This window comes from Microcystis sp. LEGE 08355, from assembly GCF_015207185.1.
Taxonomy (GTDB): domain Bacteria; phylum Cyanobacteriota; class Cyanobacteriia; order Cyanobacteriales; family Microcystaceae; genus Microcystis; species Microcystis panniformis.
The window spans coordinates 1-8884 of record NZ_JADEXI010000151.1; the positions used below are offsets into that span (position 1 = coordinate 1).

Here is an 8884-nt window from a genome sequence, read left to right on the forward strand (position 1 = left end):
AAGAGACAGGTGGGGTGTAGGGTGTAGGGTGTAGGGTGTAGGGTGTAGGGTGTGGGAAGTGGGAAGTGGGGGGTATTTTCAGGGAACAGTGGACAGTGAACAGTAAACAGTAATCAGTGAACTGACAACTCACATCTGATAACTGATAACTGATAACTGATAACTGATAGTGGGGGGTATTTTCAGGGAACAGTGGACAGTGAACAGTAAACAGTAATCAGTGAACTGACAACTCACATCTGATAACTGATAACTGATAACTGATAACTGAATTGTGATACAATCGCCCCAAAACGTCCCCGCGTCAGTCAACTATGTCCCCGATTACACCGTCCATCAGTGTCAATGAACCAAACCCGCAGGCTGCTATCCAGACTTTATCGGTAGTGGTTCCCATATATAACGAAGTGGACAGTATCCCCCATCTCGTGGAGAGTATCGCCACGATTTTGCGTTCTTATCAAATTAACTACGAGATTATCTGTGTTGACGACGGTTCTAAGGACGGTTCTACCGAGGTTTTAACTAATTTAGCCAAAAATCGCGATGATCTCAAGGCGGTAATATTGCGACGCAACTACGGACAAACCCCCGCCATGGCTGCCGGATTTAATTATGCCACGGGACAGGTCATCATTACCCTCGACGGCGATTTACAGAACGATCCCAATGATATACCCCTATTATTGGCCAAATTGGAGGAAGGTTATGACCTCGTGAGTGGCTGGCGCAAAAATCGCCAAGATGACAAGGTAAAACGGCTTTTACCCTCAAAAATAGCTAATTGGCTGATTGGCAAGGTAACAGGGGTCAAATTACACGACTACGGTTGTTCTTTGAAAGCCTATCGAGCCGAATTAGTCGCCGATATGAATCTTTACGGGGAATTACATCGCTTTTTACCCGCATTAGCTTTTATTGAAGGGGCAAAAATAACCGAAATTCCCGTTAATCACCACCCTAGAAGGTTCGGACAGAGTAAATATGGTTTAGGTCGCACAATTCGCGTGATTATGGACTTATTTACTGTCTTTTTTATGAAAAAGTTCCTCACCCGTCCGATGCACATTTTTGGACTCTACGGACTGTTATCGATGGTAGTGGGGATTATTCTAGGCACTTATCTGACTATTCTCAAACTCGGTTTCGGACAAGAAATCGGCGATCGACCTTTGTTAATCCTGGCCGTGTTATTCTTTTTAACTGGGGTACAATTACTCTGTTTTGGTCTTTTGGCAGAAATTTTGATGCGGACTTACCACGAATCCCAAAAACGTCCTATCTACCGCGTTCGTACTGTTGTCGGGGATAGGGGATTTTTCAGTGAGCAGTGAACAGTAAACAGTAATCAGTAATCAGTGAACAGTAAAAAGACAGTAGGAAGCTGCTATTTAATACTGCCCACTTAATACATACTGCACACTTAAATAGGGAGGCACAATTATTTGTAGAATGGGTTAGCGGTAGCGTAACATGAGCGGGTGTTGGGTTTCATGCTTCAACCCAACCTACGTTCTGATGACTGATAACTGATAACTGATAACTGAAAAAAATATGACTATTTGGGAACTTGATTTTTATTCGCGGCCGGTGGTGGATGAAAATAATAAAAAAAGATGGGAATTATTAATCTGTGAAACTCCGGCAACAATCGATCGCCCCTCCGATACAATATTTAAATATGCCAGTTATTGTCCTAATACGATGGTTAATTCCCAATGGTTAGGAGAGGCAATTACTGCAGCTATCAAGGCAGCGGGAGTAACTCCCAAAAAAATTCGTTTTTTCCGTCGTCAGATGAATAACATGATTAGCAAAGCTTGCGAGGATATCGGTGTTCCCGCTTCCCCTAGTCGTCGCACTCATGCTTTAACGAGATGGATAGAAGAAAGAATGGTTAATTTCTATCCCCAAGAAGTTGGTTATGATCAAAATTTAACTAAAACCGCTTCCGTGAATTATCCTCCTTTAAATGCTGTTCCCCTTCCCGATGCTGTCCGGGGAGATAAGGCAGATAAATGGGCTTTTGTTACGCTAGAATTGTCTTCTTTTCATGATATAGAAGATTGGGATATTAGCTTCGGAGAAAATTTGCCTATACTAGGGATGGGATTAGATGAGAATCTAAAAATCCCCGGTTTAGTTATTTTTTCCCCCCGCGCTTTACCCCTAGCTGGTTGGATGTCAGGGTTAGAAATGGCCTATTTAAAGTTAGAAACTGGTTCCCGTCCCGTGCTACGTTTAGAAACGGGTGCTAGTGATAGCTGGATTCTCGTCAACGTCACTAATACCGAGACTTTAAAGGAAGCCAAAAACTTTGAAGAAGCTAAACAAAAAGCCAATAATCTGCATTTTTTAGCCGTTCAATCTAACCCTGAATCAGAATCCTTCGCTGGTTTTTGGCTATTACAAGAAGGCTCTCAAGAGTAAAGTTTAGTAAAGGTGGGTTTTCAATCCACCCCTAGACAATTAACTTAAAAACATTGTCTGGCCCAACTACCGTGTAACCCGTAGGGAATATGATGTTTAAGATGGATAACCCCTAGGGAATTAGTGATATCTTTAGCATCTAAGATTACCATATTCGATCGATGATTGGCCGCATCGTAAGTAACTACCAATAACCAACCATCATCTTCAGCAATTCCATCGGGTTTAGGCACAAAAATTGGCTCACCTGCGAATCCCCGGGGAGCAAAAGAATGTAATTGTTTTTCTCCCGTTAATAAGTCCAGTTTTAAGATTGCTTGCAAAGGAGCATTACCGGTGGCATGATGAGTGGCAGCGATGTATAAATAACGGTAATCTCGACCAACTTTTGCAGGATTAATGCTGGGAAACTCACAACAATGCTCTAGAATACATTCTCTTGTAACGGTATTTTCTGATAAATTTAGTGTAAATCGCCACAGATGTCCGGGAGCTAAACTATCAAAATCTACCGATTGAAAATTGCTATTTGAATCCAGTTGTGGTAAGGATTGATAACAAATAGAATCGATCGAGATTTTCTCCCCTTGTTCAAAAGCATTGCTATGATGGAAGACAAAACCTGATGGAGTTTCTAAAACTTTCACTTCTCCTTTGTTAGGATCCCGGGGGATAATAATAATCTTAGTTAACTTGTCCGGTTGATTGATGAGGCATTCTCCCGCACCTTTTAACCCAAAAAGAAAAGGAAAAGGATTATAACTAACCGGGTTTTGGAAAAAGATAGCGTAGTGGGGAGTAATAACAAAATCGTGGATAAAACAAAAGCCCGGTATGCTGTGGGTATGACGACGTAATAACTTACCCGTGGGACTAATTTCGTAGAGAGTAATGGAACTCGACAAACCCGTTTTGATGGCAAAATTTACCAAACAAGGTTGATGATTATCGAAGATACAAGCGGGATCGATGCGAGGATGAGCGGCAAAAGCATCGCCTTTTTCCAAGATACCATCGAGATAGTCTAAACCAATAGTATCAAGGGTTTTAGCATCGAGGCGATGGGGTTCGGCCGCTTCCCAAAGTGCCAGTAATTTATCACCCCAGTAGATAACATTAGTATTAGCAATATTTTTCAGACGCAAATCAAAAGCATTGCCGAAAATTCCCCCCGGTTTTTTCGTGCCGAAAACACCGCGATAAAGGGGTTTTCCCGCTTCCTTTTCCTGGAGATAACCCTCAGTTTTCACAAAACGATTACGATAATGTACGCGCCCCTGATTGAAGCTAATCGCGCTGATCATACCATCCCCATCGAAGGGATGAGCGATCGCAGTGCCAGCGATATCGAGTAAACCGGGGCCGTTTTTAAAGACTGTACCCTGTAAATCGGCGGGAATTTGCCCCTCGATGTCTTCTACCTCGTAATCGTACTCGTTAGGTTGGGATTGATAGCCTTTTTGCCAATCCTGACGATTATAGGATTTTTCGCCAATTGTCGGAGTTAATACCATGGTACTTTTAAGTTTATATTTACTTTTCTTAACATAACTTAAAACTACCAGAGATAAAAAGAAGGGGGTGGCTAATCATTTATTTACCCCCTCCTTGTCGTCTTGTTATTTAACAAACAACATTTCTTGATAGGTAGGTAGAGGCCAGAAATTGTCCGCCACTTCCCCTTCCAGTGTGTCAGCATATTCGCGCACCTTATCCATCAAGGGACGGATCGTTTGAGCGGAATACTGCATATGTTCCTCGATCGAGTCAAAATCGTGTTTAGCCATGGCCGCACTCAGTTTGCTAACGCCATCCATCAGTAATTTAATTAGATTCGAGACGGTTTGGGCGCTTTCCTTATCTATCTCGATGCCGATCGCCGCCGCATTAGAGATCGCCAAAGACAATTCCGACAAGTAGCGAACGGCAGCGGGATAAATAATCGTTTTAGCCATACTTACCACCAGTTTCGCCTCCACCTCGATGGCCAGTAAATACTGTTCTGCATAGACATCGAAACGACTTTCCAGTTCAACGGGGGTAAGCACACCCATGCGGGTAAACAGTTCTTCGATATAATCGGCCCTCAGCACGGGTAAAGCATCGGCAGTGGTGCGGAGATTAGCCAAACCGCGCTCTTCTACCGCCATTTTGTGCCATTCCGGGGAATATCCGTTACCTCCGAAGATCACATTTCTGTGTTTGTCCATGATCTCCTTGAGAACACCCTGGGCAGCAGTGTTGAGGTCTTCCCCTGCTTTCATCCGGCTTTCTAAGTTATCCGCCACCCAAGTCAGGGAATCGGCTAAAATCGTGTTCATCGCCACCAGCGGACCAGAAACTGACTGATTAGAACCCACGGCGCGGAATTCAAAGCGATTGCCCGTAAAAGCAAAAGGAGAGGTACGATTGCGATCGCCAGGATCCTTGGGGAATACCGGCAGGGTATCGACACCGAGATCCATCAACCCCGGGGCATCAGAACCCTCAATTTGTCCTTGGCTAATTTGGTCAAATACCTTTTCTAACTGGCTGCCCAAATATACGGAAATAATGGCGGGAGGAGCTTCATTTGCCCCCAAACGGTGATCATTGCTGGCAGTAGCCACCACTGCGCGTAAAAGCGCCCCGTACTTGTGAACGCCACGAATAACCGCCCCACAGAATAACAAAAACTGCATATTAGCGTGGGGAGTATCGCCCGGATCTAACAGATTGCCCTGGGTGGCGTTGCCGACGGACCAGTTAACGTGTTTTCCCGAACCATTAATTCCCGCAAAGGGTTTTTCGTGCAGTAGGCAAACAAAACCGTGTTTTTTAGCCGTACTTTTCAGCAAAGTCATAATTAACTGCTGATGGTCACTGGCCACGTTAGCCGCCTCGAAAAAGGGGGCAATCTCGAACTGTCCGGGAGCGACTTCATTATGGCGGGTTTTGGCCGGAATGCCGAGGCGATACATTCTTTCCTCTACTTCCTGCATAAACACCTGAACCCGTTCGGGAATCGCGCCAAAATAATGATCGTCGAACTGTTGACCCTTAGCGGCGGGTTTACCAAATAGGGTGCGACCGGTGAGCAGTAAATCGGGGCGACTATGGGCAAAATGAGCATCGACTAGGAAATATTCCTGTTCAGCGCCGCAGCTGGAGTTAACGGGGGCGACTTCCGTATGTCCTAAGAGCTTAAGCACCCTGGTGGCGGCTTTACTCATCGATGAAATCGAACGTAAAAGCGGCGTTTTTTTGTCGAGGGCCTCTCCTGTCCAAGAGATGAAAACCGTGGGGATACAGAGGGTTACACCATTATCCGTCTCCATGACGTAGGCCGGACTGGTGACATCCCAAGCGGTGTAACCCCGCGCTTCAAAGGTGGAGCGAAGTCCGCCGTTAGGAAAGGAGGACCCATCCGGTTCTCCCTGTACTAAGACTTTGCCCGTAAATTCCGTGATCACCGAACCGTCGCTCTGCACGGAGATAAAACCATCGTGTTTTTCGGCGGTGGCGTTGGTCATCGGATAGAAGACGTGGGCATAGTACAGCGCCCCTTTGGACGTGGCCCAATCCTTCATGGCTGCCGCTACCGCACCAGCGATGGAAACGTCTAATTTTCCCCCGGTTAAAATCGTGTTTTTGACCGATTTGAATACGTCTTTGGGAAGACTAGCCTGCATTTTGCTCAGGGTAAAGACATCGGTTGCCCAGAGGGCCTCTAAACGTTGAGGAATTTTGCTCGGTAGGGGTTTACGGTCTGTTACTTGAGAGATAGCTTGAACACGCGTTCCATAACTCATAAGTATTTTTCCTATTTTGTTGTGTCGTGGATGAAGGGTTACTTTACTTAGGCGATGACAAGTTTCCTACTGATTTTGATGTTGAATTCCGGTCAGAGGCTATTCTCCGCTTAATAATTTTGATCCCACGGCACAAGCTTCTCTGCGGTTTTTATCTGCTTGCGCCGGCCTCTTTTCCGATCAATGAGCAACACCAGCCTTCATCTTAAGAACAGATGATCGAGAGATTTGTATCAAAGATTACAAATATCCCAAACCCGATCTTCCACAAGCGATCGCACTGAGAAAACGGGTTTCTTTGAGAAACCCGTTTTCTGGAGATAAAACTCTATACATCTATGCAATCGATAAAAAAGCGATATTTGACAAAATCGGGGGGGGGGAGTAAAATGCTGGTGGAATTTGCCCAAAATTGCCCATGAATTTTACAACTAACTTCAAATCTCTCTCTCTGGCTGGTGTTGTCTTCGCTGGCACAGTTAGCGCGATCGCTGGACTGACTATCCTCCCCGTCCAAGCGCTGCCGATCATCTACAATCCGACTCCAACCTTAACGCTTAATGCAGGCTCTGCTACTCCCACCGTTGGAGCCTTAGTCAACACTGCCAACGGCAATGGGTTGACTGGACCTGGAAACGCTTTGCAGCAACAGCACGTCGGAGGTAGCAATGGAGCTAATTTCTGGGGAGTACGTTTAGAAAGCGGGACGACTCCTGCTGATGTCAATCTTGATTTTGATTTTGGCAGTTCTGTGTTCTTAGATACCTTGGCTTTGTGGAATTACAACTCTTTTAATACCACAGCTACTGATCGCGGAATCAAGGATTTCACACTAATTCTCTCCAATAACTCCGACTTTAGCAGTCCAGTTTATGTATCAGGAACCCTAACACTACCTGAAGGTACGGCAACTAACATACCAGCGACAATCTTTTCCTTTCCTTTAATTCAAGCCCAATATGCTAGAATTGATGTAGCAAACAATTGGTTCGTTGGTTGGACAGCACCAGGGCCTATTGGTCTCTCTGAAGTTCGCTTTGCCCAGACTGTTCCTGTTCCCGAATCAAATTCTGTCTTAGGTTTGCTGGCCCTAGGCTTACTGGGAACAGCAGCGGCATTTAAGCACCATTGGAACTGAGAAAACGGGTTTCTTTGAGAAGAAAACGGGTTTCTTTGAGAAACCCGTTTTCTGGAATACATAAGCTGTTTAAGTATAGTGATATCGTGCTGCTAAAAACTCAATGCGGTCATCTTTGACTCGATAGACTAGACGGTGTTCTGTGGTAATTCGGCGTGACCAAGTATTAGCTTCAAGATACTTTATGGGTTCTGGTTTGCCTATTCCAGTAAAGGGATCGGCGGTGACAGATTCTACGAGATCGAGTAGGCGAAAGGCGATTTTTTTATCTGTTTTGTACCACCATCTTAAATCTTCTCGAAATTGACTGTCAAAGACAATTGCCCTACTCTTGGCGTTCAATTCCTAACTCCTGACAAAGTTCTGTAACTGTCTGTCCCGGTATTGTTTGAACGTCCCTCTCCATTGAACGTTCCAGTGCTGCCAATAACTTTCGAGCATTCGCAGGCGATCGCAAAAGATAAACGGTTTCTAATAAGCCAGTTAATTCCTCTGCGCTTAATAGTGCCATATCTTTATGACCAGGGCGAGTAATAATCGCCATACTATTCTCGCTTTCCAATCGATCCAGAAGGCTCGCTAAATTTTCTTGAGCTTGAGTGTAGGTAGTTTGGATAGAAAACATAAGGCGAGGGCAACGAGTTGATTCGATTTTAGCTTATTTCATCAACTGAGAAAACGGGTTTTTTAAAGAAACCCGTTTTCTGGAATAAGAGGCGATCGCTAGGGATTGCTAACTCGCGCTAGACTAGATTAAAATAATTAATTAACTCCCAATCATTTGTTTAATCATGAGTCAAGCTGCTGCTGCAATCAATACTAAACTAATTGATTCCCTTGCTCAAATTATCCTTTCCTTAACTGACGAAGAACAACAGCTTCTCCTACAAAAAATCCAGCATCCAGCCTTATCTGATGTCGATTTTCATCAAGGTTTTCCCTTTGATGTTCAAATTCCTAATACAGAAACGCTCGCCGCCATTGAAGAAGTAGAAAAACATCCTGAGCGTCTTAAGCGTTATAGTAGCGTCGGGCAGATGTTCGAGGATTGGAACAAGGATACAGGGGAATGTTAATCCCACAGGAAAGCACCCGCTTTCGACGCGATTTGAGGCAGATGAAAAAACGGGGTAAAGACTTGGAAAAGTTAAAAACTGTAGTGGAACTCCTGGTGCAAGAACAAATACTACCAGAGCGATACCGAGATCATAATCTCGTTGGAGATTGGTCCGGTTATCGTGAGTGCCATATCGAGCCAGATTGGTTGTTACTCTACAAGATTGAGCGAGATGAGGAAAGCTTAACACTCGTTCGGACTGGGACTCATTCGGATCTGTTTAAATAGTCTTCTTAACCATTCCCTTAGAAAACGGGTTTCTCAAAGAAACCCGTTTTCTGGGTAGTGATTCGGTAGTAGTGGTAAGCCATCTTGCTTATCTGGACTGAGTCGTGTAGAATATTTACTAATAAAAATAATTGCTTGATAAATGTTGGGGATTTGCTTTTTATGATTGCTATTTTTATC

Annotated in this window: 10 protein-coding genes; 5 read left to right on the top strand and 5 right to left on the bottom strand. The window is 44.5% G+C overall.

What is annotated here, in order from left to right; genetic code table 11:
• Positions 1–129 precede the first annotated feature (129 nt).
• Positions 130–312 (bottom strand): hypothetical protein, encoded by a 183-nt coding sequence (locus tag IQ242_RS09925; RefSeq protein ID WP_193959849.1) that lies wholly within the window; start codon positions 310–312, stop codon positions 130–132.
• Positions 313–314: 2 nt separating this feature from the next.
• Between IQ242_RS09925 and IQ242_RS09930 the strand changes: the two genes are divergently transcribed.
• Together IQ242_RS09930 and IQ242_RS09935 are read left to right on the top strand one after the other, a co-directional pair.
• Positions 315–1334: a glycosyltransferase gene (locus IQ242_RS09930; RefSeq protein WP_193959850.1), complete on the top strand. Its 1020-nt coding sequence runs from the start codon at positions 315–317 to the stop codon at positions 1332–1334.
• Positions 1335–1554: 220 nt separating this feature from the next.
• The gene (locus IQ242_RS09935; protein ID WP_193959851.1) at positions 1555–2430 is read left to right on the top strand and encodes a Tab2/Atab2 family RNA-binding protein; all 876 of its coding nucleotides are present in this window, start codon (positions 1555–1557) and stop codon (positions 2428–2430) included.
• A 44-nt stretch (positions 2431–2474) separates the two neighbouring features.
• Here the strand turns inward: IQ242_RS09935 and IQ242_RS09940 are convergent, their stop codons facing one another.
• Positions 2475–3944, bottom strand: a complete 1470-nt coding sequence (locus tag IQ242_RS09940) for a carotenoid oxygenase family protein (protein WP_193959852.1) — start codon at positions 3942–3944, stop codon at positions 2475–2477.
• Positions 3945–4049: 105 nt separating this feature from the next.
• Complete coding sequence (locus IQ242_RS09945; RefSeq protein WP_193959853.1) at positions 4050–6221, bottom strand: glutamine synthetase III; 2172 nt, start codon at positions 6219–6221, stop codon at positions 4050–4052.
• Between the two features lie 418 nt (positions 6222–6639).
• On the opposite strand from IQ242_RS09945, the gene IQ242_RS09950 reads away from it, so the two are divergent.
• Positions 6640–7359: a PEP-CTERM sorting domain-containing protein gene (locus IQ242_RS09950; RefSeq protein ID WP_193959854.1), complete on the top strand. Its 720-nt coding sequence runs from the start codon at positions 6640–6642 to the stop codon at positions 7357–7359.
• Between the two features lie 69 nt (positions 7360–7428).
• Here IQ242_RS09950 and IQ242_RS09955 read toward each other — a convergent pair whose 3' ends face one another.
• Together IQ242_RS09955 and IQ242_RS09960 are read right to left on the bottom strand one after the other, a co-directional pair.
• Entirely contained in the window at positions 7429–7701 is a 273-nt protein-coding gene (locus IQ242_RS09955; RefSeq protein WP_002763656.1) for a Txe/YoeB family addiction module toxin, read from the bottom strand.
• Positions 7685–7984: a type II toxin-antitoxin system Phd/YefM family antitoxin gene (locus tag IQ242_RS09960; RefSeq protein ID WP_002763657.1), complete on the bottom strand. Its 300-nt coding sequence runs from the start codon at positions 7982–7984 to the stop codon at positions 7685–7687. Before IQ242_RS09960 ends, IQ242_RS09955 begins: the two co-directional genes overlap by 17 nt.
• A 166-nt stretch (positions 7985–8150) precedes the next feature.
• Between IQ242_RS09960 and IQ242_RS09965 the strand changes: the two genes are divergently transcribed.
• Both IQ242_RS09965 and IQ242_RS09970 read left to right on the top strand, forming a co-directional pair.
• Positions 8151–8435 (top strand): hypothetical protein, encoded by a 285-nt coding sequence (locus tag IQ242_RS09965; protein WP_190719906.1) that lies wholly within the window; start codon positions 8151–8153, stop codon positions 8433–8435.
• Positions 8429–8704 (top strand): type II toxin-antitoxin system mRNA interferase toxin, RelE/StbE family, encoded by a 276-nt coding sequence (locus tag IQ242_RS09970; protein ID WP_004163283.1) that lies wholly within the window; start codon positions 8429–8431, stop codon positions 8702–8704. The genes IQ242_RS09965 and IQ242_RS09970 overlap by 7 nt, the downstream gene beginning before the upstream one ends.
• Positions 8705–8884 lie beyond the last annotated feature (180 nt).